At 72.7% G+C, this 23,483-nt stretch carries 23 protein-coding genes and 1 tRNA gene; 17 read left to right on the forward strand and 7 right to left on the reverse strand.

All coding sequences use genetic code 11. The features are described 5' to 3' along the window. Window positions 1-4: 4 nt before the first annotated feature. Both B5M43_RS10790 and B5M43_RS10795 read left to right on the forward strand, forming a co-directional pair. Window positions 5-1,066 carry an aldo/keto reductase gene (locus tag B5M43_RS10790; protein WP_308068346.1) on the forward strand — a complete coding sequence of 354 codons (1,062 nt, stop codon included), beginning with the start codon at window positions 5-7 and terminating at the stop codon, window positions 1,064-1,066. Between the two features lie 248 nt (window positions 1,067-1,314). After that, on the forward strand, window positions 1,315-2,568 hold the full coding sequence (locus B5M43_RS10795; protein ID WP_055988620.1) for a glycoside hydrolase family 6 protein: 1,254 nt from the start codon (window positions 1,315-1,317) through the stop codon (window positions 2,566-2,568). Window positions 2,569-2,612: 44 nt separating this feature from the next. Here the strand turns inward: B5M43_RS10795 and B5M43_RS10800 are convergent, their stop codons facing one another. Next, window positions 2,613-3,080, reverse strand: coding sequence for a VOC family protein (locus B5M43_RS10800; RefSeq protein ID WP_055988618.1), 468 nt, complete (start codon window positions 3,078-3,080; stop codon window positions 2,613-2,615). Between the two features lie 140 nt (window positions 3,081-3,220). On the opposite strand from B5M43_RS10800, the gene B5M43_RS15170 reads away from it, so the two are divergent. Further along, window positions 3,221-4,648 carry a peptidoglycan DD-metalloendopeptidase family protein gene (locus B5M43_RS15170; RefSeq protein WP_268993318.1) on the forward strand — a complete coding sequence of 476 codons (1,428 nt, stop codon included), beginning with the start codon at window positions 3,221-3,223 and terminating at the stop codon, window positions 4,646-4,648. 7 nt (window positions 4,649-4,655) lie between these two features. On the opposite strand, the gene B5M43_RS10810 is transcribed toward B5M43_RS15170, so the two are convergent. Next, window positions 4,656-5,264, reverse strand: coding sequence for a TrmH family RNA methyltransferase (locus tag B5M43_RS10810; RefSeq protein ID WP_134747108.1), 609 nt, complete (start codon window positions 5,262-5,264; stop codon window positions 4,656-4,658). 78 nt (window positions 5,265-5,342) lie between these two features. Between B5M43_RS10810 and B5M43_RS10815 the strand changes: the two genes are divergently transcribed. Further along, a complete protein-coding gene (locus B5M43_RS10815; RefSeq protein ID WP_134747106.1) occupies window positions 5,343-5,975 on the forward strand; it encodes a metal-dependent transcriptional regulator in 633 nt (210 codons plus the stop codon). Window positions 5,976-6,062: 87 nt separating this feature from the next. Here B5M43_RS10815 and B5M43_RS10820 read toward each other — a convergent pair whose 3' ends face one another. Next, a complete protein-coding gene (locus B5M43_RS10820) occupies window positions 6,063-7,040 on the reverse strand; it encodes an SDR family NAD(P)-dependent oxidoreductase (protein ID WP_230667969.1) in 978 nt (325 codons plus the stop codon). A 206-nt stretch (window positions 7,041-7,246) separates the two neighbouring features. Between B5M43_RS10820 and B5M43_RS10825 the strand changes: the two genes are divergently transcribed. After that, window positions 7,247-8,050 carry an HAD-IIA family hydrolase gene (locus B5M43_RS10825; RefSeq protein WP_055988611.1) on the forward strand — a complete coding sequence of 268 codons (804 nt, stop codon included), beginning with the start codon at window positions 7,247-7,249 and terminating at the stop codon, window positions 8,048-8,050. Continuing rightward, a complete protein-coding gene (locus tag B5M43_RS10830; RefSeq protein WP_134747102.1) occupies window positions 8,047-9,312 on the forward strand; it encodes an MFS transporter in 1,266 nt (421 codons plus the stop codon). The genes B5M43_RS10825 and B5M43_RS10830 overlap by 4 nt, the downstream gene beginning before the upstream one ends. Here the strand turns inward: B5M43_RS10830 and B5M43_RS15360 are convergent. Together B5M43_RS15360 and B5M43_RS10840 are read right to left on the reverse strand one after the other, a co-directional pair. Continuing rightward, the gene (locus B5M43_RS15360) at window positions 9,299-9,619 is read right to left on the reverse strand and encodes an SRPBCC domain-containing protein (protein WP_167626832.1); all 321 of its coding nucleotides are present in this window, start codon (window positions 9,617-9,619) and stop codon (window positions 9,299-9,301) included. The two genes, B5M43_RS10830 and B5M43_RS15360, sit on opposite strands and share 14 nt — an antisense overlap. A gap of 106 nt (window positions 9,620-9,725) precedes the next feature. Next, a complete protein-coding gene (locus B5M43_RS10840) occupies window positions 9,726-10,049 on the reverse strand; it encodes a helix-turn-helix transcriptional regulator (protein ID WP_134747098.1) in 324 nt (107 codons plus the stop codon). A 93-nt stretch (window positions 10,050-10,142) separates the two neighbouring features. On the opposite strand from B5M43_RS10840, the gene nucS reads away from it, so the two are divergent. From nucS to B5M43_RS10855, 3 genes are all read left to right on the forward strand, one after another. Continuing rightward, on the forward strand, window positions 10,143-10,838 hold the full coding sequence (nucS, locus tag B5M43_RS10845; RefSeq protein WP_055988602.1) for an endonuclease NucS: 696 nt from the start codon (window positions 10,143-10,145) through the stop codon (window positions 10,836-10,838). Between the two features lie 109 nt (window positions 10,839-10,947). Then, window positions 10,948-11,619 carry an HAD hydrolase-like protein gene (locus tag B5M43_RS10850; protein WP_134747096.1) on the forward strand — a complete coding sequence of 224 codons (672 nt, stop codon included), beginning with the start codon at window positions 10,948-10,950 and terminating at the stop codon, window positions 11,617-11,619. Window position 11,620: 1 nt separating this feature from the next. After that, window positions 11,621-12,892, forward strand: coding sequence for a hypothetical protein (locus B5M43_RS10855; RefSeq protein ID WP_134747094.1), 1,272 nt, complete (start codon window positions 11,621-11,623; stop codon window positions 12,890-12,892). Between the two features lie 93 nt (window positions 12,893-12,985). On the opposite strand, the gene B5M43_RS10860 is transcribed toward B5M43_RS10855, so the two are convergent. Then, window positions 12,986-13,192 (reverse strand): cold-shock protein, encoded by a 207-nt coding sequence (locus tag B5M43_RS10860; RefSeq protein WP_055988597.1) that lies wholly within the window; start codon window positions 13,190-13,192, stop codon window positions 12,986-12,988. A 302-nt stretch (window positions 13,193-13,494) separates the two neighbouring features. On the opposite strand from B5M43_RS10860, the gene B5M43_RS10865 reads away from it, so the two are divergent. Next, window positions 13,495-14,118 carry a hypothetical protein gene (locus B5M43_RS10865; RefSeq protein WP_134747092.1) on the forward strand — a complete coding sequence of 208 codons (624 nt, stop codon included), beginning with the start codon at window positions 13,495-13,497 and terminating at the stop codon, window positions 14,116-14,118. Between the two features lie 53 nt (window positions 14,119-14,171). On the opposite strand, the gene B5M43_RS10870 is transcribed toward B5M43_RS10865, so the two are convergent. Next, a tRNA-Leu gene (locus B5M43_RS10870) sits at window positions 14,172-14,255 on the reverse strand. Between the two features lie 178 nt (window positions 14,256-14,433). On the opposite strand from B5M43_RS10870, the gene B5M43_RS10875 reads away from it, so the two are divergent. The 7 genes from B5M43_RS10875 to pknB all read left to right on the forward strand — a co-directional run bounded on the left by B5M43_RS10875 (window position 14,434) and on the right by pknB (window position 23,473). Next, on the forward strand, window positions 14,434-15,165 hold the full coding sequence (locus B5M43_RS10875) for a DUF3662 and FHA domain-containing protein (protein WP_134747090.1): 732 nt from the start codon (window positions 14,434-14,436) through the stop codon (window positions 15,163-15,165). After that, window positions 15,162-15,686, forward strand: a complete 525-nt coding sequence (locus tag B5M43_RS10880; RefSeq protein ID WP_230667972.1) for an FHA domain-containing protein — start codon at window positions 15,162-15,164, stop codon at window positions 15,684-15,686. Before B5M43_RS10875 ends, B5M43_RS10880 begins: the two co-directional genes overlap by 4 nt. A 12-nt stretch (window positions 15,687-15,698) precedes the next feature. Continuing rightward, window positions 15,699-17,006 (forward strand): PP2C family serine/threonine-protein phosphatase, encoded by a 1,308-nt coding sequence (locus B5M43_RS10885; protein WP_134746974.1) that lies wholly within the window; start codon window positions 15,699-15,701, stop codon window positions 17,004-17,006. Next, on the forward strand, window positions 17,003-18,379 hold the full coding sequence (locus tag B5M43_RS10890) for an FtsW/RodA/SpoVE family cell cycle protein (protein ID WP_134746972.1): 1,377 nt from the start codon (window positions 17,003-17,005) through the stop codon (window positions 18,377-18,379). The genes B5M43_RS10885 and B5M43_RS10890 overlap by 4 nt, the downstream gene beginning before the upstream one ends. Next, window positions 18,376-19,836: a penicillin-binding protein 2 gene (locus B5M43_RS10895; protein WP_134746970.1), complete on the forward strand. Its 1,461-nt coding sequence runs from the start codon at window positions 18,376-18,378 to the stop codon at window positions 19,834-19,836. Before B5M43_RS10890 ends, B5M43_RS10895 begins: the two co-directional genes overlap by 4 nt. Beyond that, window positions 19,833-21,647, forward strand: coding sequence for a serine/threonine-protein kinase (locus tag B5M43_RS10900; RefSeq protein ID WP_134746968.1), 1,815 nt, complete (start codon window positions 19,833-19,835; stop codon window positions 21,645-21,647). Before B5M43_RS10895 ends, B5M43_RS10900 begins: the two co-directional genes overlap by 4 nt. Before the next feature lie 125 nt (window positions 21,648-21,772). Next, window positions 21,773-23,473, forward strand: coding sequence for a Stk1 family PASTA domain-containing Ser/Thr kinase (gene pknB / locus B5M43_RS10905; RefSeq protein ID WP_082542953.1), 1,701 nt, complete (start codon window positions 21,773-21,775; stop codon window positions 23,471-23,473). The last annotated feature ends 10 nt before the right edge of the window (window positions 23,474-23,483 follow it).

A 23,483-nucleotide genomic window follows, 5' to 3' on the forward strand; every position in this document is an offset into this window, starting at 1 on the left:
ACGCGTGAGCGCGACGCGGACCTCCCCCAGCCCTGCCGACCTGATCACCCTCGGCGACGGCCTCGAGGTGCCGCCCCAGGGCTACGGCGGGATGTCGCTGAGCGACATCTACGGACCGGTGACCGACGACGACGCGCTGCGGACGCTGACGCACGCGGTCGATGCGGGCGTGACGTTCATCGACACCGCGAACATCTACGGCGACGGCCGCAGCGAGCGGATCATCTCGCGCCTGCTGCGCACGCGCCGCGACGAGGTGCAGCTCGCGTCGAAGTTCGGGATCGTCGGAGGCGGCGGGATCGGGAACCGCGGGATCCGCGGCGACGGCCCGTACGTGCGCGAGCAGCTCGAGCTGAGCCTGAAGCGCCTCGGCACGGACCATCTAGACCTCTACTACCAGCACCGCGTGGACCCGGACGTGCCGATCGAGGAGACCGTCGGCGCCCTCGCCGAGCTCGTGGCCGAGGGGAAGATCCGGCACATCGGCATCTCCGAGGCCACGGGCGACGAGCTGCGCCGCGCCGCATCGGTGCACCCGATCGCGGCCGTGCAGAGCGAGTGGAGCATCGTGAGCCGCGACGTCGAGGCGCACGTCGTGCCGGCCGCGCGCGAGCTGGGCATCGGCTTCGTCCCGTACTCCCCCCTCAGCCGCCAGTGGCTCACGGGGGCGTTCGACCCGGCGGCGGTGGGCGAGGAGGACGGGCGGCCGAAGTTCCCGCGCTTCGCCCCGGACACGCTCGCCGCGAACCAGCCGGTGCTCGACGAGGTCCTCGCCGCCGCCGCCGAGGCCGGCGTGACGCCCGCCCAGCTCGCGCTCGCGTGGCTGTACGAGAAGGGCCGCGCGCTCGGCCTGCCGGTCGTGCCGATCCCCGGGACGCGCTTCCCGGAGCGGGTCGACGAGAACCTCGCGGCCGTCGACATCCGGCTCGATCCCGCGCAGGTCTCGCGCCTCGACGCTCTCGCGTCGCGCGTGCACGGACACCGGTCGTTCAGCCCGGCCTGGGTCTCCGCCGGGCGCGAGCGAGCCACGGCTCCGGCCTCTCGGCGCGCCGCGCGCGCCCGCTGACACAGGCCGGATGTGGCTCCCGTCGCGTTCCGGGGCGGATGAGCCTGCGCGCGGGCCGCTCGTCCTGTGAGCGGCGCACGGGCGCGCCGATCGCCCTTGACATGCCGCGTCGCGCCCGCCAGGTTGGTATCTGACCCCGGGCGTGGGAGCGCTCCCACACATCGGGATCAGCTCTGCACAGACCCATCACGACAGCGCCGTCGGCGGGTCCGACGGCACCGTAAGGAGCCCAGATGTCCCCTGCCTCGATGAGGCGTGCCGGAGCGGCCACGGCGGCCGCCTCCGCCCTCGTCCTCGTCTGCCTCGGCGGCGCCGCACCGGCGTTCGCCGCGAACGACGTGATCGATCCGACGACCACCCTCTACTCCGACCCCGACAGCACGACGTACCGGGCCGCCGAGGGCCTCACGGGCCAGGCGCGGGAGGACGCGCTCGCGCTCGCGCCCTTCCCCACGGCCTCCTGGTTCACGGGCGGATCGCCCGTCGAGGTGAAGCAGGAGGTCAAGGACGTCGTCGTCCACGCGCACGCGGAGGGCGAGGTCCCCGTGCTCGTCGCGTACAACGTGCCGTTCCGCGACTGCGCGCAGTACTCGGCGGGCGGAGCCACCAGCGTCGCCGAGTACACCGCGTGGATCGACGGGTTCGCCAAGGGGATCGGCGGCAAGGACGCGGTCGTCGTCCTCGAGCCCGACGGACTCGGGATCATCCCCCACTACACGACCATCGAGGGCACACAGGAGTGGTGCCGCCCGGCCGAGCTCGACCCCGCCACGGCCGCGGAGGACCGCTTCACGATGCTGCGCCACGCGGTCGAGACCCTGTCGGCGCTGCCGAACACGGCGGTCTACCTCGACGGCACGCACAGCGCGTGGCTCAGCGTCGGCGACATCAGCGACCGTCTCCTGAAGGCCGGGGTGCAGCAGGCGGACGGCTTCTTCCTCAACGCCTCGAACTACCAGTACACGGCCAACCTCACCGCGTACGGCACCTGGATCTCGTCGTGCATCGCGCTCGTGACCGAGGCGGGCGGCGCGTTCGGCGACTGCGGCAGCCAGTACTGGAACGGCGGGCCCGCCAACGGCTGGAGCGGCGTGTCCATGGATCCGTACGGCGAGTGGTCGGCGGACGCCGCGGACCCGGCGCTGAACACGTCGGGCGTCGACTCCCGCTACGCGTCGCAGCTCGGCGACATCGAGCCGTCCACCCACTTCGTGATCGACACGAGCCGCAACGGCCAGGGCCCCTGGCAGGTCGCAGCCGGCTACGAGGACTGGTGCAACCCGCTCGACCGGGGTCTGGGCCTGCGCCCCTCGACCGACACGGGCTACGACCTGCTCGACGCCTATCTGTGGATCAAGGTGCCCGGCGAGTCCGACGGACAGTGCCTGCGCGGCACCGCCGGCCCCGAGGATCCGGCGCGCGGCATGGTCGCGCCGGCCGCGGGCGGCTGGTTCCCGGAGATGGCGCGGGAGCTCATCGAGAACGCGGTGCCCGCGCTCTGATCGGCGGACGCGGGGCGGGGCGCACGACGCGCTCCGCCCCGCGTCTACGCGGCCTCGAGCTCGGCGATCACGATCTTCTTCATCTTCATGAACGCCTGGATCTGCTCGGGCGTGCGCATGAACCGGTCGAAGTCCACGGGCACGATCTGCCAGCTCACGCCGAAGCGGTCCTTGCACCATCCGCACTGCTCGGCCTCGGGAACCGACGACAGGCGCTCCCAGTAGTAGTCGATCTCGGCCTGGTCGCGGCACGCGACGACGAACGAGATCGACTCGTTGAACGTGAAGTACGGGCCGCCGTCCAGGCAGCCGAACGCGGTCCCCGCCAGGGTGAACTCGCCGTTGATGACCTTGCCGGCCATGCCCTCGAAGTGCGGGTCGATGCTCTCGTCCGGGTACTCGTCGATCCGGTCGATGCGGCTCTCGGGGAACACCTCGCAGTAGTACTGCATGGCCTCCCGGGCGTTGCCGTCGAACCAGAGGAACGGGCGGATCAGGGGTGCGGTGATCATTGCGGCCTCCTTTTCGCTGGCCACGCTACGCCGGCGGTCCGGGTGACACGAGGGGTGAGATGGCTCCCGCGGGCCGGGAAAGACGGCCCGACCCCTTCCGCCCGGCATGGCGGATGTCCCAGTATGGGCGCGAGGGACCCATGCAGCCCAAGACACCCGATCGCGGACCCCGCGCCGCCGTGGCGCGAGGATCCCGCGCGGTCGCACGGGGCGCGGTGCGTGCGAGCGTCGCGCTCGCGATGCTGGCGGCGACGACCGCCGGCACGGGCGCGGTGGCCGCGATCGGGGCCCCGGCGCCCGAGACCGTCAGCCTGAGCGTGGCGCAGCCGGCGGTGCAGGCCGCGGCGTACGTGGCGCAGACGCAGTACGACATGCCGATCGACCCGGGTCACGGCTACCAGCCCCGGCAGGCGCCGGTGGCGGAGCGGCCGGTCTTCACGACGTTCCACCGCGCGGACTCCCGCGTGCGCCCGGACGGCGAGGCGGGGATCCTCGCAGCGATGGAGGCCTACTCGGCCGACGGCGCCCTGGAGCCTCGCGCGTACGCCGCGAGCACGCCCGCCGAGCTGCAGGAGCGACGCCGCGCGGAGCGCGCGAAGCTGGTGCGCGCGGCCCTGGCCGCCGGCATCCCGGTGGACGTTTCCGAGCTCGCCGCGCTCGGAGACCGCGGGCTCATGGCCGGCCGCCTCGCCTGGCCGCTCACGAACGTCGCCCTGACGGACCTGTTCGCCGCCCGCGGCGGGCGCCACATGGGGATCGACCTCGCCGCACCGGCCGGCACGCTGATCGGCGCCGCGGCCCCGGGGATCGTCATCCTGTCGAGCGAGGGCTACTACGGCTACGGCGTCGCCGTGATCATCCAGCACGCCGACGGCCGCCAGACCCTCTACGGGCACATGTCCCATGGGAGCCGCCGTGTGGAGGTCGGCGACTGGGTCGAGGCGGGCGACGTGATCGGCCACGTGGGCAACACGGGCCGCAGCTTCGGCAACCACCTGCACTTCGAGGTGCGGGTGAACGGGCGCGCGGTCGACCCGATGCCGTTCCTCACCGGGCGCGTGTCGATCAAGCCGGTTCCCCTCACACCGGTCGCGCCGCCGTCCGAGCCCGCCAAGCCCGCGACCGCCTCGGTCGAGCCCGCGCCCAAGCCCCAGCCCGCGGCCGAGCCCGAGCCGAGCCCCGCGCCGAAGCCCACTCCGTCCCCGACGCCGACGCCGACGCCAACGCCGACCCCCACACCCACACCGACGCCGACACCCACACCCACACCCACACCCACACCGACGCCGACACCCACACCCACACCCACACCGACGCCGACCCCCACACCGACCCCGACGCCCACACCGACCCCGACGCAGCAACCCGCGCCGGAGCCGACGGAGACCACGGCCCCCGAACCCACACAGACCACGGCCCCCGAGCCCGTCCAGACCACGGCCCCGGCCCCGCTCGTGACGACCGCGCCGGAACCGGTGCCGACGACCGATCCGCTCTCCGAGCAGACCGTCGCCCCGGAGCCCGCGCCCTCACCGACCCCGACGCCGACGCCGACGCCCACGGGCTGAGCGCGCGTCAGCCCGCGTGCCTCCGGCACCACTCGTACATCACGATGGCGGCGGCCGCCGAGGCGTTGATCGAGCGCGTCGAGCCGTACTGGGTGATCTCGATGTGGCCGGACGCCGCGGCGAGCGCCTCGTCGGACAGCCCGGGACCCTCCTGACCGAACAGCAGCACGCACCGCGCGGGCAGCTCGGCGCGGTCGACGGGCACCGCGTCGCCGACGTTGTCGATCGCCAGGACCGGGATGCCCTCCCCCGCGGCCCACGCCGTGAACGACGCGATGTCCGGATGGTGCACGACGTGCTGGTACCGGTCGGTCACCATGGCGCCGCGCCGGTTCCACCGACGCCTCCCGATGATGTGCACGGTGTCGGCGAGGAACGCGTTGGCGCTGCGCACGATGGATCCGATGTTCATGTCGTGCTGCCAGTTCTCGATCGCGACGTGGAACGGGTGCCGCCGCGTGTCGAGATCCGCGACGATCGCCTCCATGCGCCAGTAGCGGTAACGGTCGATCACGTTGCGGGTGTCGCCGTGGGCGAGCAGCTCGGGGTCGTACCGGGGATCGGTCGGCCACTCCCCCGGCCACGGCCCGACGCCGTGCCCGCGCACCTCGTCCATCGGGGTGCCGGGGGTCGGTTCGCTCACTCCGAAAGGCTAGCCCGGGATCTCGCGGCGTCGCCCGCCTACGATCGAGACGTGCCCTCGCCCGCGATCGACGACTACCTGAAGGTGGTCTACGCCCACACCGAGTGGCAGGACGCCCCGATCACGCCGAGCGTGCTGGCGGCGAAGCTCGGGATCGCCCCGTCGAGCGTCACCGAGATGGTCAAGAAGCTCGGCGCGCAGGGCCTGGTGGCGCACGAGCCGTACCGGGCCGTGCGGCTGACGCCCCTCGGCGAGCGCCGCGCGCTCGAGATGGTGCGCCGGCATCGGCTGATCGAGACGTGGCTGGTCGAGGAGTTCGGGTACGCGTGGGACGAGGTGCACGAGGAGGCCGAGGTCCTCGAGCACACGATCAGCGACCGCCTGCTCGAGAAGATCGACGAGCGGCTCGGGCGCCCGCGCTTCGATCCGCACGGCGATCCGATCCCGGATGCCTCCGGCCGCGTCGAGCGCGAGCGCTTCGTCCGTCTCGCCGAGGCGACGGTCGGCCACGCCGGCCGGGTGCTGCGGGTCAGCGACCAGGATCCCGCGCTGCTGCGCGACATCGAGCGGGCCGGCATCTCGGTGGGCCTCGACGTGCGGGTCGCGCGCGGCGGCGTGGAGGCGGGCGGCGCGGTCATCGCCCTCCCGGCCGGCGCCGCCGAGGTCATCTGGCTGACGGCCTGATCCGCGAGACCGCGGTCGGCCGGCGAGACCGGCGCCGACGGCGGCGGTCTCGCCGATCCCGTGCGGTCTCGACGGCCGGATGCCGTGTCAGCGGGCCGCGCGCGCGGCGCGCTGGAAGGGCCACTCCATGCCCGTGAGGCGCTCGCACTCCGCCCAGACCCGGCGGCGCACGTCCGGGTCGGCGGCCCAGCGAGAGGGGCGCTGGCGCACGGGCGCGCCGCGCGTGCGCAGCTTCGGCCCCCAGTACTCGCCGCCCCGCACATCCGGATCCACCAGCGCACGCACGAGCGACGCGGCACCGGCCTCCTTGCTCTGCGCGAAGGGCTGCAGCCGGTCTCGCAGGCGCTTCCAGGCTCCGGGCTCGTTGACGCCGTGCACCGTCGGCGTCCGCCCGCCGATCGAGTAGCCGGGGTGCGCCACGACGCTGTCGACCGGCACGTCCGCCGCGCGCAGGCGGGCGTCGGCCTCGATGCCGAGCGCGTGCACCACGAGCTTCGACTGCACGTACGCGTGCCACGCGTCGTAGCGGCGCTCGCTCTGGATGTCGATCGGCTCGGCGACGCCGAGGTGGGTCGAGATGCTGCCGAGCCACACCATCCGGGTGTGCTCGCGGCGCGACGCGGTCTTCGCGAGGGTCGTGAGCAGCTCGGCCGCCAGCACGAAGTGCCCGAGGGCGTTGGTCGCGAACACGAGCTCGCGGCCGTCGCGCGTCAGCTCGCGGTTGCGCGGCGTGTGCACGATGCCCGCGTTCAGCAGCACGCCGTCGAGGCGCGAGCGGGAGAAGAGGCCGCCGCGGAGCGACGCCGCCGCCGCCCGGATGGATCCGGGGTTGCTGACGTCCATCAGCAGCGTCTCCACCGAGGCGCCGGGCACGCGCGCTTCGAGCGCGTCGTGCGCGGCGGCGAGCCGGTTCGGGCTGCGACCGCTCAGGATGACGTGCGCGCCCGCGCCCGCGAGCTGCTCGCTCGCGAAGTACCCGAGGCCGGCGTTGGCCCCGGTCACCAGGTACTGCCGTCCTGACAGGTCCGGCAGGGCGGCCGGATCCCAGGGTGCTCGGGCGATCACACCCCGAACATATCCCCGTCCGGCCATACGCGCAGGTCCCGCCCCGGCTCGGCGACGTTTCGACCGGCTTCGACTCGCTCCGCCCGCGCAGCCCGTTTCGATTTCCTCGCTCGCGAGTGTCCGGCGCGGAACGTCGGCGCGAGCGTGCGAGACGCTTCTGAAAGAAACTCCGCCCGAGCCGATCGCGGGGCGTGAGAATAGGGACCATGCGACGCGACGAGATCGAGTGCTGGCTGACCGACATGGACGGGGTGCTCGTCCACGAGAACCTGCCGATCCCCGGAGCGCCGGAGCTGCTGGCGAAGTGGCGGGATGACGGCACGCCGTTCCTCGTGCTGACGAACAACTCGATCTTCACGCCGCGCGACCTGTCCGCGCGGCTGCGCGCGTCGGGCATCGAGGTTCCCGAGGACCGGATCTGGACCAGCGCGCTCGCGACCGCCGACTTCCTCAAGTCGCAGGCACCCGGCGGGTCCGCGTTCGTGATCGGCGAGGCCGGCATCCTGACCGCCATGCACGAGGCCGGCTTCATCATGACCGAGACCGACCCCGACTACGTGGTCGTCGGCGAGACGCGCAACTACTCGTTCGAGGCGATCACCAAGGCGATCCGCCTGATCGGCCGCGGCGCCCGCTTCATCGTCACGAACCCCGACGCGACCGGCCCGAGCGCCGAGGGCCCGCTGCCCGCCACCGGCGCCATCGCCGCCCTCATCACCAAGGCGACGGGTCGCGAGCCGTACGTGGTCGGAAAGCCGAACCCGATGATGTTCCGCTCGGCGCTGAACCGGATCGGCGCGCACTCCGAGAACACCGGCATGATCGGCGACCGGATGGACACCGACATCGTGGCGGGCATCGAGGCCGGCCTGCACACCGTGCTCGTGATGACCGGCATCAGCGACCAGCGCGAGATCGAGCGCTACCCGTTCCGGCCGAACGAGGTGCTCTCGTCGGTCGCCGAGCTCCTGCCCACGGCCGACGCACCGGCGACCGAGGTGGAGGAGTGACGGCCCCGGAGACCGCCCTCCCGCCCGCCCGCGTCCTGCGCTGGAAGATCGCGATCTTCGCGATCTTCCTCACCAGCGGCCTGAGCATCGCGACGTGGGCCTCCCGCGTGCCCGCGATCAAGGACGCGCTCGGGGTCGACAACATCGGCGTCGGCGCGCTGCTCATGGGCGCCGGCGTGGCGTCCATCCTGGGCCTGTCGCTCTCCACGCCCGTTCTGGCGAGGTTCGGCGCCCGCCGCGGCATGCTCGCGTCGATGTTCGTCTTCGCGCTCGGCGTGCTCCTGATCGGGATCGGGACCGACGTGCTCGCGTCCTTCCCGCTCGTGCTCGTGGGTCTCATCCTGTTCGGCCTGGGCAACGGCTCGCTCGACGTGATGATGAACGTCGAGGGCACGGCCATCGAGCAGCTCCAGAGCAAGACGATCCTGCCGCTGTTCCACGCGTTCTTCAGCTTCGGCACCGTGATCGGCGCGGCCATCGGCACCGTGGCCGTGAGCTGGGGCGTCGACGTGCTGTGGCACACAGCGTTCATCGCGGTGCTCATCGCCGCCATCGCGATCGCGGCGATCGCGAACGTCCCGCGCCGCGCGACCGTGGATCCGGACCCGGCCGAGCACGGCCGCGGCTGGCGGGAGCGCCTGATGGCCTCGCTGGAGGTCTGGCGCGAGCCGCGCACCTACGCGCTCGGCGTGATCATGCTCGGGATGGCGTTCGCCGAGGGCGCCGCGAACGACTGGCTGGCGCTCGGCATCGTGGAGGGACACGGCGGCGACGAGGCGCTGGGCGCGGCCGGCCTCACGGTGTTCTCGGTCGCCATGACCGTGGTTCGCGTGTTCGGCGGGCCGCTCGTCGACCGCGTCGGCCGCGTGACGGTGCTCCGCGTGCTGTCGGCGACCGCGGCGGTCGGCCTGCTGCTGTTCATCCTCGCGCCGAACCTGCCGCTCGTCCTCGTCGGCGCGGCGCTGTGGGGCGTCGGCGCGTCGCTCGGCTTCCCTCTCGGGATGTCGGCGGCCGCGGACGACCCCGCGCGGGCCGCGGCGCGCGTGAGCGCGGCGGCGACCATCGGCTACGTCGCGTTCCTGGCGGGCCCGCCCGTGCTGGGGGCGATCAGCGAGGCGATCGGCCTGCTCAACACGCTGTGGATCATCGTCGCCCTGACGGTCGCATCGGGTCTCGCGTCGGGCGCGGCTCGCCCGCTGTCGTCGGACCCGTCCGCTCCCGGCGTCGCGGACGGTCCCGCCGGCGACGTCACACGCCGCTGACCACCGCCGTGAACCGCCCCAGCACCTTCGGCCAGCCCCGGCCGTAGTCGCTCCGCGCCGCCTCGGGATCGGCGTAGGCCTCCCAGCCCGTGTGGACGAGCGTCACGAGCGTCCCCTCGCCCGCGGGAGCGAAGGTCACCTCCACGTGGGTGGCCGCGCCGGCGTCGCGTCCGGGATGCCACGTGAACGCCACACGGGACGGCTCACGCGATTCGGTGACGGTCCCCCAGACGGCGGTGCGGCCATCCGGGGCCGTCTCGACGAACCGCTCGCCGTCGAACGCGATGGTCGCCTCGCGCCGAAGCACCCGTGCGACGCGATCGGCCACCACGCGCCGATGTCGTGGACGAAGACCCGGTACGCCGTCGCGGGATCGGCCGCCACGAGCACCTGCCGCCGCAGCGGCGGGACGCTCACGACGCGCTCCGCTCGGACGCTGCCGCCTCGGCGGCGCGCTCGGCGAAAGCCGCGAGCGCGGTGTCCCACTGGCCCGCAAGCCAGGTCTGCACCGCCGCGAGCCCGTCGGGCGCGAGGGCGTAGAGGTTGCGGGTGCCGACGGAGCGGTGCTCGACGAGGCCGGCGTCCTCGAGCACGCGCAGGTGCTTGCTGACCGCAGGGCGGCCGACCGGCAGCGCCGCGGCGAGGGCGCCCACCGGCATGGGCCCCGCCCGCAGGGCCTCCACGATCCGGCGCCGCGTGGCGTCCCCCAGCGCGTCGAGCGCGGCTTCGGCATCCATGGCATCCCTTCGGTTCCTCTTCGGTAACCGTCACCATAGAGCAACCAAAGGCGGGCGGCAAGAGCATCCGCGGGAGACGGCTAGGCTCATCCGGTGCGTCTCGTCATCGCCCGCTGCTCCGTGGACTACACCGGCCGTCTCAACGCGCATCTGCCGCTCGCGACCCGGGTGCTGATGCACAAGGGCGACGGCAGCCTGCTCGTGCACTCCGACGGCGGCTCGTACAAGCCGCTCAACTGGATGAGCCCGCCGTGCCGGCTCGACGTCGAGCAGCCGAGCGAGGAGCTGGCGGAGGCCGGCGTGACCGAGCTGTGGCGCGTGACGCACCAGAAGACGGGCGATGCGCTCACGGTGCACATCTACGAGGTGATCCACGAGTCGAAGCACGACCTCGGCGTCGACCCCGGCCTCATCAAGGACGGCGTGGAGTCCGACCTGCAGCGCCTGCTCGCCGAGCAGGTCGACCTGATCGCCGAGGGCGCGACGCTCGTGCGCCGCGAGTACCCCACGGCCATCGGCCCGGTCGACCTCCTGGTGCGCGACGCGGGCGGCGTGCCGATCGCGGTCGAGGTCAAGCGCCGCGGCGACATCGACGGCGTGGAGCAGCTCACCCGCTACCTCGACCTGCTCGGCCGCGATCCGCTGCTCACGGGCATCCAGGGCGTGTTCGCCGCCCAGGAGATCAAGCCGCAGGCGCGCGTGCTCGCCGAGGACCGCGGCATCCGCTGCCTCGTGCTCGACTACGACGACATGAAGGGCATCGAGTCGGGCGCCCCGCGGCTGTTCTGACCCCGAGGCGCCCGATCCGCCCTTCGACTGGTCTTCGGCGACGAGACTGGTCTCGGCGGGACCAGTCTCGTCGCCCGGGACCAGTCGCCGCCGCGTCTAGGCTGATGCCATGACGTCTTCGCCCTGGTCGTGCATCCTCTGGGACGTGGACGGGACGGTCGCCGATGCGTCGGCCGGCATCCTGCCCCGCATCACGGAGGTGCTCACGGCGATGGGCCGCGTGGCGCCGCCCGCCGACGAGCTGCGTCACTGGATCGGGCCGCCCATGCTCGAGTCGTTCCAGCAGCGGGCGCTGCTGTCGCCCGAGGAGGCCACCGCGGCGGTCGCCGCGTACCGCGAGCTCGCGTCGCGCGACGGGTACGCGAAGTCGGTCGCCCTCTATCCCGGCGTGCCCGAGCTGATCCGCGACGTGAACGCCGCGGGCGTGCCGCAGGCGACCGCCAGCACCAAGCCGCAGAACCAGGTGCGCGCGATCCTGGAGCACTACGCGCTGGACGACGCGTTCACGGCGATCGTCGGAGCGCGGGCCGAGGCCGACGTGCTCGACACGAAGGCGGATGTCCTGGGCCGCGCGCTCGAGGGCCTCGCCGCGGCGGGCGTCGACGTGTCGCGACCCGTGCTCATCGGCGACCGCCACCACGACGTCGAGGGCGCCGCGGAGTACGGGGTCCCGGTCGTGTTCGTGCGCTGGGGCTTCGGGAACCCGGGCGAGGAAGAGGGCGCGCAAGCCGTGGTCGACGACCACGCGCAGCTGCGCGAGCTGCTGCTCAGCCGGGACTGACATGGACCTCACCGAAGTCGACCTGCTGGCGTGGCTGGTCCCCGCCGCGGTCGTCTTCGGGTCGGCCGCCGTCCTCGTGGTCGTGGTGGTGCTGGCCGTGCGCTTCGCCCGGCGCGCTCCCGCCGCGCGTCGCCGGGCCGCCGCCGAGCTCGGCACCGCCGGGGCGGCGCTCGTGCAGCTGGACGACGCGGTCGACGAGCTGGATCTCGAGGTCGGGCTGTCGGGGGCGCTCTACGGGGGCGGCGCCCCGCCGTCGCTGCGCCGGGCCCGGATGACCGCGCAGCACGCGCGGGACGAGGCGTTCGTCGCCTACCGCGACGCCGGCGACCCGCGCGTGGTCCCGGCCGACGCGGCGCGCGCGGCCCGCGATCTGCACCGCCGGATCGAGCGCGAGCTCGCCACGATCGAGGCCGCGCGGCGCGAGCACCGGGACTGGATCCAGGCGAACGTCGGCGCCTCCGAGCAGGTCGCCGGCGCCGAGCGCCGACTCGCGGAGCTGCGGGCGCGGATGGGCGACCCGGGGGCGCTGCTGCGGGAGCTCGAGCAGCGTGCAGACCCCGAGGAGTGGACGGACGCGGCCCGCGCGGTCGACGACGCGCGCTCCGCCGTGGCCGAGGCCGAGCGACGCATCGCGGCGGCACGCGAGATCGCGGCCGACCCGACCCGCTCTGCGCTGGAGGACCTCGCCGGGGCGGAGCGCGCGCTGCGCCGCGCAGATGCCGCCTCGCGCACGCTCGAGGAGACCCACCGCCTCGTGACCCAGGCCGGTCTCGCGGTGAGCGACGAGATCGCCGCCGCGCGCTCGGCGGTCCGTTCCGCCACGTCGATCCGGGCCGCGCTGCCGGCCGATCAGGCCGAGCGCCTGGGCGACGAGATCCGCTGGGCGGATCAGCAGCTCGACCGCATCGAGCCCACCGCCGCGCGGCGCCCCGTGTCGGCCAACGAGGCCATCGCGCGGGTGCGCGACCGCCTGGACATGGCGCTCGCGGACGCGCACACGGCGCAGCAGCGGCTGCACGGCGCGCGCACGGCGCTGCCGGGAACGCTCGCCGCGGCACGCAGCGCGATCGGCCATGCCGAGGCGGCGATCCCCGAGCACACCGCCGGGCTGGACGCCCGCGTGCGGCTCGACGCGGCGCGCCGCGAGCTTGCCGCAGCGCGCCAGACCCAGGATCCGGTCGAGGCGCTCGACGCGGCGCGGCGCGCGATCCGCCACGCGGAGGAGGCCAAGGCGCTCGCCAATCACCACCGCCTCGCCAGCGCCGGCGAGTGACGCCGCCGGGGCAGGAGAAAGGGCCCGGCGGCCGAAGCCGCCGGGCCCTGGGTAGTCACGCCGCGTGACGCGGCCGACCGTTGGAGATCCGACTCAGAGGGGGCGGATGTTCTCCGCCTGGAGGCCCTTGGGGCCCTGAGCGATCTCGAACTCGACTCGCTGGTTCTCCTCCAGCGAGCGGTAACCCGAAGCCTCGATCGCGGTGTAGTGCGCGAAGACGTCAGAGCCGCCCTCGTCGGGAGAGATGAAGCCGAAGCCCTTCTCCGAGTTGAACCACTTGACGGTGCCCTGCGTAGCCATTTACTGCCGTTCTATCTGTGATGAAGCCGGCGCGAACATCGTGCCGACACAGTCACGCTAACGGACTAACCCGTGAAGAGATAGGGCTTGAGCGATAATGACGCCCGGTTGCGCCGCCTGCCGGGACTGCGGGGTGTCGGGCGAAGACCACGGCGGCCCTCACCAATGGGGGGAATCGGTGAGGGCCGGACGACCGAGGTTGTCCCGACCAGTGTATAGGACGATCTGACCTTTTGTCCCCCGTTCGGAGGACAGAGCTGCGCCGAGTTGCCCGGCGCGGCGGGCCCGCCGACCATGGACCCATGAGACTCCCCCGCCGCGCCGCCGCCTCCGGCACGGCCGTCGCGCTCGCGCTGGTGCTCGCCGGCTGCGGCGGCGGTCTGTCGTCCCACGCGGGCACGCCGTTCACCGCGTGCCTGCAGCAGGCCGGCGTCGACATCTCCCGCATGGCGTCGTGGACCCGGGAGCGGGAGCGCGAGGAGCTGAGCGACCCGGCCGCGCTCGCGTGCGTGCTGTCCGACCTTCCGGCGGGCGAGCGCCGAGAGGTGCTCGACTGGGCCTTCCCGGACGTCCCCGCCGACGCGTCCGCGGACGAGCAGGCCCCCGTGGCCGAGGCGGTCGGCGGATTCCTCGAGGCCCGCACTCCTCCGGACGCGGAGGCGATCGCCGATGCGGGCGAGCTGCTCGCGGCGCTCGGCGTCGCGGGCGCAGAGCCGGCGGGCGTGCGCCACGCGCTCGCCCTGCGCGTGCATCTAGACGCGGGCGGACCGCTGTACGACGCCTGGCGCGAGGGCCTGGACCTGGAGGACGACCACGCCGCCCGGGCGCGCTTCGCCGGGGAGCAGCTCGAGCTGGGCGGCGCGCTGGCCGACCTCCTCGCCGAGACGTCGGACGCCCTCCTCGCGGCCCAGGAGCAGGCCGGCTGATCGGCCCGGGAACGAAGAACGGGCCCCCATCCGGGAGCCCGTTCCAGTCGCTGTGCGCGAGGGGGGAGTTGAACCCCCACGCCCTTTCGGGCACTGGCACCTGAAGCCAGCGCGTCTGCCTATTCCGCCACTCGCGCGAATCCGGATCGCTCCGGACTCAACTTTCCGAGGATATCACGCTATCGGGGGCCTCGCGAAACCCGCGCCATCCGAAGGATCCGCAAGCCCCGAACGGGCCCAGGGCGGGGTGAAAGGGGTGCCGTCCAGGTGGCCTGGCTACGATGTGCCTACCGGTCGGCCGGACTGAGGAGACCCGTGGGACTACTGGACAGCTTCGAGCAAGGTCTTGAGCGCGCCGTCAATCGCGCGTTCGCGAAGACCTTCCGCAGCGGCATTCAGCCGGTCGAGATCGCCTCAGCGCTGCGCCGCGAGCTCGACACGAAGGCGGCCGTCGTCGCCCGCGACCGCATCCTCGTGCCGAATGAGCTGACGGTCCTCCTGAGCCCGGCCGACGACGAGCGGATGCGCTCGCTGGGCGGCGCCCTGGTGAGCGAGCTCGACGCCATGCTGCGCAAGCACGCCTCCGCACAGGGCTACAGCTTCGCCGGACCGCTGCGCATCGCGCTGCGCGGCGACGAGTCGATCACGACCGGAACGGTCGCCGTCGAGTCCGGCGCGGCCGAGGGCAGCGTGGAGTGGCGCGCGGTCGTCGACGTGGCGGGCCGCCGCTACCCGCTCGCCAAGGCGCGCACCGTCATCGGGCGCGGCAGCGACGCCGACATCACGGTGGACGACGCCGGCACGAGCCGCGCGCACGTCGAGGTGCTGTGGGACGGAGAGCGCGCCATGATGCGCGACCTCGGATCGACGAACGGGACGAAGCTCGACGGCCGCCCGACGAAGCAGTCCGGGCTCGCCGACGGACAGACCATCACGATCGGACGCACCGACATCGTGTTCCACGTCGTGCCGCTGGCCGCGCCGCCCGCCCGGGAGCCGCGGACCACCGCGACCCGGATCCTTCCGAAGAACGGGGACCGGCCGTGAGCGAACTGACCCTGCTCATCCTGCAGGTGGGCTTCCTCCTGCTGCTGTGGCTGTTCGTGTTCGCGGTCGTGTTCGCGCTGCGCTCCGACGTGTTCGGCGTCCGCGTGCGGCGCATGCCCGAGGCGGCGGCGCCCCCCGGCGCACCGGCCCGCCCCGCGCCGGCCGCCGCGGCCCGCCCGGCCCCCGCGCCGAACGCGGGCCCCTCGGTCCCGGCGACGACCGCGACCGCGTCCCGCATCGTGATCACCACCGGCCCCAAGGCCGGCCTGGAGCTGCCGCTCGGCACCGATCCGCTCACGATCGGCCGCTCGAGCGAGGCGGGCCTGGTCATCCGCGACGACTACACGTCGAGCCAGCACGCACGCCTCGTGCTGTGGGGCGACCAGTGGATGCTGCAGGACCTCGAGTCGACGAACGGCACCTTCCACGGCGGCGAGCGCGTCTCGCCGAACTCGCCCGTGCCGGTGCAGACCTCGACCCCGATCAAGGTCGGCGCCACGACCTTCGAGCTGCGGAAGTAAGCCCCCGCCGACATGTTCGTGGGATCGAGTGCCGCCATCTCCCATACCGGGAAGGTGCGGTCGAACAACCAGGATTCGGGCTACGCCGGCTCGAACCTGTTCGTCGTGGCCGACGGCATGGGCGGCCACGCGGGCGGCGACGTGGCCTCGAGCGTCGCGGTCAACACGCTGCAGGAGCTCGACCACGTCTACCCGTCCCCGGAGGACGCCGAGGCGACGCTCCGCGAGACCATCGCCGCGACGGCCGGCGACCTGATCCAGCTCGTGGCGCGCCGCCCCGAGCTCGCGGGCCTCGGCACGACCGTGAGCGCCATCGCGATGGTCGAGGAGTACGCCGTGATCGCCCACATCGGCGACTCGCGCATCTATCTCTACCGCGACGGCGCGCTCACCCAGATCACCACCGACCACACGTTCGTGCAGCGGCTGGTCGACTCGGGCCGCATCACGCCCGAGGAGGCGCGCTACCACCCGCGCCGCTCGGTGCTCATGCGCGTGCTGGGCGACATGGATCCGGATCCCGAGATCGACACGTTCATCATGCCGACGCGTCCGGGGGACCGCTGGCTGCTGTGCTCCGACGGCCTGAGCGGCGTGGTCGACGAGGCGCACATCCAGAAGGCGCTGAAGCTGGGCCTGCCCCCGGGGCGCACCGCGGACATCCTGCTCAAGTACGCGCTCGACGGCGGCGCGCCCGACAACGTCACGATCGTGATGGTGGACGTGGGCGGCCAGCACCCGCTCGTGAGCGGCACGGCCACGATCGTCGGCTCGGCCTCGAACCCGCAGGGCATCAAGGTGCCCGCCATGACCGGCCGCGGCCCGCTGCTGCCGACCGGATGGCTGCACCCCGCCCGCCAGGCGGCCAACGAGCCCACGCACTTCGAGCCCGAGCCCGAGTACCTCGAGGAGCTCATCGAGGAGGACCGCCGACGGGCGCGGCGCCGCCGTGTGGGCTGGATCGCATTCCTGGTCCTCATCGGGGTCGTCGTCGCGACCGCCTTCGCCGCCTTCTACAACTGGACGCAGACCCGCTACTTCCTGGGCGCGGACGACGACAGCGTCGTGATCTACCAGGGCATCCAGCAGTCGGTCGGCCCGATCCAGTTCTCCTCGGTGCACGAGGACACGGGCATCCTGCTCGCGGACCTGCCGCCGTACTACCGCGGTCAGGTCGAGCGGACGATCCCGGCCCGCTCGCTCGCCGATGCCGAGGCCATCGTGTCGCGACTGAGCGGCATCGTGCTGCCCGATCCGAACGAGCCCGAGCCGACGCCGACCCCGACGCCCACCCCGACTCCGACGGGAGCCGCAGGATGACCGCCGTCGCCCCCGACACCGCCGTGATCAAGGCGCTGCGCCGCGTGCGCCAGCCGCAGCCGCAGCGCAACAGAGAGCTCGGACTGCTGCTGTTCGCGATCGCCCTCATGCTCGGCGCCACCGCCCTGTCGCAGCTCGGCGAGCTCGGCCGTCTGGACACCGGCGTGCTGATCGCCGAGGGACTGCTGGGCGTGCTCGTGCTGGCCCTGCACGTGGTGCTGCGCCTGCGCGCGCCGCAGGCCGACCCGTTCGTCGTGCCGATCGCGACCCTGCTCACGGGGCTCGGGATCGCGATGATCTACCGCATCGGGCTCTCGGGGGCGGATGGCGCGAACCCCAACGCCGGCACGAGCCAGATGATCTACACGGCTCTCTCCGTCGTGGCTGCGGGCGCGCTCGTGTGGGCGCTCGGCAACTACCGCCTGCTGTTCCGGTACACCTACATCTTCGGCCTCACGGGCGTCGTGCTGCTGATCCTGCCGTTCATCCCGTTCATCAACGGCGGCGGCAACGCGACCGTGTGGATCCAGATCGCCGGCTTCTACTTCCAGCCCGGCGAGATCGCCAAGATCTGCCTCGCGATCTTCTTCGCCGGATACCTGGTGCGCACCCGCGAGAGCCTGACGTCGACCGGCACGAAGTTCCTGGGCTTCACGTTCCCGCGCGCGCGCGAGTTCGGCCCGCTGCTCGTGACCTGGTTCATCTCGATGGTGATCATCGTGGCGCAGCGCGACCTCGGCACCGGTCTGCTGATCTTCGGGATGTTCGTCGCGACGCTGTACGTCGCCACCGGCAAGACCGGCTGGGTCCTGATCGGCGTCGTCCTGGCGGTCGGCGGGGCCGTCGCGGCCTCGTTCGTGCTGCCGTACGTGCGCGGCCGCTTCGACGCGTGGCTCGGCGCGTTCGACCCGGAGCTGTACGAGGCGGAGGGCGGCAGCTTTCAGCTGGTCAACGGCATCTTCGGCCTCGCGCACGGCGGGATGCTCGGCACGGGCCTGGGCCTCGGCCGCCCGTACCTGACGCCCGTGTCGCAGAGCGACTACATCATCCCGAGCCTCGGCGAGGAGCTCGGCCTGATCGGCGTCTTCGCGATCCTCTGCCTGTACATGGTGTTCGTCGCGCGCGGGCTCCGGATCGGCGTGGCCGGGCAGGACGACTTCGGCAAGCTGCTCGCCGTGGCGCTGTCCTTCACGCTCGCGCTGCAGGTGTTCATCATGGTCGGCGGCGTGACGCGGCTCATCCCGCTCACGGGCCTCACGACCCCGTTCCTCGCGGCGGGCGGATCGTCGCTGCTCGCGAACTGGCTCATCGTGGCGATCATCCTGCGCATCAGCGATGCCGTGCGCCAGCAGCCCCGGGCGGTGATCGGATGACGAAAGAGCTCCGCCGCCTCAGCATCATCGTGCTGTTCATGTTCCTGGCGCTGTTCGCCTCGACCAGCCTCATCCAGGTCTTCCAGGCCGACGAGCTGGCCGACATGCCGCAGAACCGGCGGACGCTGTTCGACAGCTACGAGACCCAGCGCGGCGCGATCATCGCGGGCGGCCAGGAGATCGCCACGTCGGTGCCCAGCGACGACGTGTACGCGTGGCAGCGCCAGTACGTCGACTCCCCCATGTGGTCGCACGTGACCGGTTACCTCAACCCGGTGCTGGTGTCGGCGACCGGCATCGAGCAGGTGATGGGCCAGGAGCTCTCCGGCACCGCCGGCTCGGCCTTCTTCTCGCGCATCGACCAGATCGTCACGGGCCAGCCGCCCCGCGGCTCGAACGTCATGCTGAGCCTCGACCCCGTCGCGCAGCGCGCGGCGTACGAGGCGCTGGGCGGCCTGACCGGCGCGGTGCTGGCGCTCGAGCCGGACACCGGCCGCATCCTCGCGATGGTGTCGACGCCCGGCTACGACGCGAACCAGCTGGCGTCGCACGACCCGGAGGCAACCAACGCCGCCTACGACGCGCTCATGGGCGACGAGCTCCGGCCGCTCCAGAACCGCGCGATCGCCGGCGACCTCAACCCTCCCGGTTCCACGTTCAAACTCGTGGTCGCCGCCGCGGCGCTCGCGTCGGGCGACTACGACGAGGAGTCGGAGCTGCCGAACCCCGCGACGTACCGCCTGCCCCAGTCGTCGCACGTCGTTCACAACGCCAACGGCGGCACGTGCGGCGGCGGCGAGACCGTGACGATCGCCACCGCGCTGCGCCTCAGCTGCAACGTGCCGTTCGCCGAGCTCGCGATCGAGCTCGGCGACCAGGCCATCCAGGACATGGCGGAGCAGTTCGGCTTCAACCACGAGTTCGCGACGCCCCTCGCGGCCACGGTCTCCACCTACCCGACGAACGGCCTCGACGCCCCGCAGACCGGCCTGACCGGCTACGGCCAGGGTCAGGTCGTCGCGACGCCCCTGCAGATCGCGATGGTCTCGGCGGGGATCGCGAACGGCGGCACCGTGATGAACCCGTACATGGTGGACGAGATCGTGGGCAACGACCTGTCGGTCCAGCAGAGCTTCCAGCCGAGCGAGTTCGGCGAGGCCGTCGACGGCGAGGTGGCCGATCTGCTGACGTCGATGATGGTGGCGAATGTCCAGGATGGCGTCGCGTCGGGTGCAAGAATAGACGGCGTCGATGTGGCCGGGAAGACGGGCACCGCCGAGAACGATGGCGACGAGCCGTACACGCTCTGGTTCACCGGTTTCGCGCCGGCCGACGATCCTGAGATCGCCGTTGCCGTGGTGGTCGAGGACGGCGGCGGACAGGGACAGTCGGGCAGCGGGAACACGATCGCGGCTCCGATCGCGAAACAGGTCATGGAGGCGGTGCTGAGCAGATGAGGCCAACACAGGGCGTGTCCTTCGGCGGTCGCTACGAGCTGATCTCGCGGATCGCGATCGGCGGCATGGGCGAGGTGTGGGAGGCCACCGACCACGTCATCGGCCGCACGGTCGCGATCAAGATCCTCAAAGACGAGTACATGGGCGACCCGGGCTTCCTCGAGCGCTTCCGCGCCGAGGCCCGTCACGCCGCGCTCGTGAACCACGAGGGCATCGCCAGCGTGTTCGACTACGGCGAGGAGAACGGCTCCGCGTTCCTCGTCATGGAGCTCGTCCCCGGCGAGGCGCTGTCGACCATCCTGGAGCGCGAGAACAAGCTTCCCGCCGAGCGCACGCTCGACATCGTGGCCCAGACCGCGTCGGCCCTGCAGGCCGCGCACGCGGCGGGTCTCGTGCACCGCGACATCAAGCCCGGCAACCTGCTCATCACGCCCGACGGCCGCGTCAAGATCACCGACTTCGGCATCGCGCGCATCGCCGACCAGGTGCCGCTGACCGCCACGGGCCAGGTCATGGGCACGGTCCAGTACCTGTCGCCCGAGCAGGCGTCGGGTCACCCCGCGTCGCCCGCGACCGACATCTACTCGCTCGGCATCGTCGCCTACGAGGCGCTGGCCGGCCGCCGTCCGTTCACGGGCGAGTCGCAGGTCGCGATCGCGATGGCGCAGATCAACGAGCAGCCGCCGCCGCTCTCCGACGAGATCCCCGAGCCGGTGCGCAACCTCGTGCTCGCGATGATCGCGAAGAAGCCGGACGACCGGCCCGCCTCCGCGGCCGTGGTGGCGCGCGCGGCCAACGCGCTGCGCCGCGGCGACGTCGCGGCCGCGGCCGCCGCGGTCCCGGCGATCGGGACCGGCGCGGCCCTGGCCGCCGGTGCGGGCTCGGACGCCTTCACGCAGCTGCTCTCGCCCGGCACCGGCGCGGCCACCCAACTGCTGCCGCGCACCACGCCGGTCCCGATCGACGGCGCGCCGCTCGAGGAGGAGAAGCGGGAGCGCAAGCGCAGCCCGTGGACGTGGCCGCTCGTCGCGCTGATCCTCATCCTGCTGCTGGTGCTCGGCGGCACGATCTGGGCCCTGTTCTTCCAGAACACCGGCGCGCCCGAGGAGACGCCGTCGTCGACGCCGCCGCGCCCGAGCGTCGCGCCGTCGAACACGCCCACCCCGAGCGAGACCGCGACGCGCGTCGACATCGACTCGCTCGGCCTCGAGGGCATGACGTGCGACGAGGCCGAGGCGGTCATCCGCGACCTCGATGGCGAGTTCGGCTGGGAGTGCGTGGCGGGGACCCCCGCCGAGACCGCCGACACGGTCGGGACGATCTACCAGGTCAGCCCCAGCGGCTTCGTGTCCGAGGGCACGACCATCCGAGGCACGCACTACGCGGATCAGGCCGCCGTCGGCGCGCCGTCGTCCGGGCCGAACTTCACGTCGGGCGGCGTGGTCGCCGACCGGCTCGTCGCGGGGTCGATCGCGACCGTGAACTGGGCGAGCTTCTCGTGCCCGAGCGGCACGGGCGACCTGACGGGCTACACCGTGACGCTCACGAACGGCGCGTTCCAGTCGAACGGGCAGCCGACCGCCGAGTTCCCGGCCGGGACGACGCAGGCGGACTTCCACGTGTTCGAGACGCCCGGCCAGATCGTCACCGCGGTCTACACCGCGACCTGCACGAACGCGAGCGGCGAGGCCCGCTCTTCGGACGAGTCGCCTCAGGCCCAGGCGACGATCGACGCTCCGCCGCAGCAGACTCCGGCGCCGCAGGACACGGCCACGCCGCCGCCGGCGGCGGGCTCGGAGACCGAGGGCTGAGCCGAGCGGGACGGGGTTCCCGCACAGCGAGAGGCAGAGACGGATCTGTGGGGGGATCACCCGTGACCGACGACCAGCGCACCGAAGAGGAGCGCCGCCAGGACGACCGCGCGGTGGACCACCGCGTGCTCGGCGGCCGCTACCGCGTCGGCGAGCTCATCGGCCGCGGCGGCATGGCCAGCGTGTACCGGGGGTACGACCAGACCCTCGGGCGCGAGGTCGCCATCAAGATCCTGAAGCGCGACCTCGCGGGCGACCACGGCTTCCGCACCCGCTTCCGCCTCGAGGCCCAGGCCGCGTCGCGCATGGCGAACCAGGCGATCGTCCGCGTCTTCGACGCCGGCGAGGACGTCGCGGCCGACGCGAACGGCGAGCAGCCCATCCCGTACATCGTCATGGAGCTCGTGCACGGCACGCTGCTGAAGGACATCATCGCGCGCGGGCCGGTGCCCGCTGCGGACGCCGTGCGCTACGTCGACGGCATCCTCGAGGCGCTCGAGTACTCGCACCGCGCCGGGGTCGTGCACCGCGACATCAAGCCGGGCAACGTCATGATCACCGACGCCGGCCAGGTGAAGGTGATGGACTTCGGCATCGCCCGCGCGGTGTCCGACACGTCGTCCACGGTCGCCGAGACGACGACGATCCTGGGCACGGCCGCGTACTTCTCTCCCGAGCAGGCCAAGGGCGAGCCCGTCGACGCGCGCGCCGACGTGTACTCGACCGGCGTGGTGCTCTACGAGCTGCTCACCGGCCGCCCGCCGTTCCGCGGTGACTCCCCCGTGGCGGTCGCGTACCAGCACGTGAGCGAGACGCCCGTCACCCCCTCGCAGGTCAACGAGACCGCGCCCAAGGCATTCGACCCGGTCGTGCTGCGAGCGCTCGCGAAGGACCCGTACCAGCGCTTCCCGGACGCCGCCTCGTTCCGCCGCGCGCTCGACGCCGCCTCCGACGGCAAGGCGCCGTCGAAGCGCGAGCTCGGCGCCCTGACCAGCGAGCTGTACGGCCCGAACCCCCGCGAGGCCGCCGAGACCGCGCGCTCCCTGCGCCAGCTGTCGACCGACACGACCATGGCGCGGACGCAGTCCGGCCCTCCCGTCGCGTGGATCTGGGCCGGCGTCGCGCTGATCGCCGTGCTCGTCGTGTCCGTGCTGTTCTGGGTCGTCACCATGCGCCCGGTCACGGGCGTCCCGGCCAACACCCGCATCATCCCGGACGTCTCGGGCATGACTCTCGAGCGCGCCACCGCCGAGCTGGAGGCCGAGGAGCTCGCGTCGTCCGTCACGACCGAGCCGAGCGCCACGGTCGACGAGGGCATCGTGATCGGCACGGATCCGGAGGCCGGCACGTCCGTTTCCCCCGAGACGAGCATCGAGATCATCGTGTCCGAGGGCGTGGAGCGGGCGGCCGTGCCGAAGCTCGAGGGGCTCAAGGAGGAGGACGCGCGCACCGCCATCCAGCGCGCCGGCCTCGCGATGGGCTCGATCACGCCGCAGAACGACCCGGAGCTCGAGCAGGGCACCGTGATCTCCGCCCACGCGGACGGCGAGCCGGTCGCCGAGGGCGATGAGCTGCCCGCGGGCGCGACGATCGATCTGACGGTCGCCTCGGGTCGCGTGACGATCAACGACTACACCGAGACCGTGACCGTGGAGTTCGCCAAGGCGCAGCTCGAGGCGCTCGGCCTCACGGTCGAGATCGAGGAGGACGCGGGCTGCCCGGCATCCGACTCGCAGATCGTGAGCTACCAGTCGAGCGTGGGCGACGTGCCCGTGCACTCGACCATCACGCTCCGGCACTGCACGGGCGAGCCCGCCGGCGAGTGAACCTCGGCCC

The sequence above is a fragment of the Microbacterium sp. MEC084 genome, from assembly GCF_004514465.2.
Classification (GTDB): domain Bacteria; phylum Actinomycetota; class Actinomycetes; order Actinomycetales; family Microbacteriaceae; genus Microbacterium.